General features: G+C 61.7%; 1 protein-coding gene. It reads left to right on the plus strand.

The features are described 5' to 3' along the window. Nucleotides 1–96: 96 nt before the first annotated feature. Nucleotides 97–282 (plus strand): hypothetical protein (locus P9273_RS32075; protein ID WP_278052577.1); only part of this gene is annotated, 186 nt, incomplete at its 3' end.

The following is a 282-nucleotide window of genomic DNA, read 5'->3' on the forward strand; positions in this document are numbered from 1 at the left end:
GCTGGCTACATCGCGCGCTTCGGGTAGGTCTGCGCGGCCGTTGGCAGTCGCGCTTGAACCGACAGTTATGCAGCACCTGCTGCGAGTGAGGAAACGATGGACGAAGGCAAAGGACCGAACCCGTACTTTGAGGGACTGCACCAAGGCGAAAGCGACGAACTGCGCGCCCTGCGGCTGGCGCTGGTGAAGGAGCGCGACGAGCTGCGCGCCGACCTTAAGAAGCACAAGGGCCACATTCGGCTGACGAACGACATCATCACGAACCAGTGCATTGCGATGCAG

Origin of the sequence: Mesorhizobium sp. WSM4935 (assembly GCF_029625735.1) — a bacterium.
In the GTDB taxonomy this organism is placed as follows: Bacteria; Pseudomonadota; Alphaproteobacteria; order Rhizobiales; family Rhizobiaceae; genus Mesorhizobium.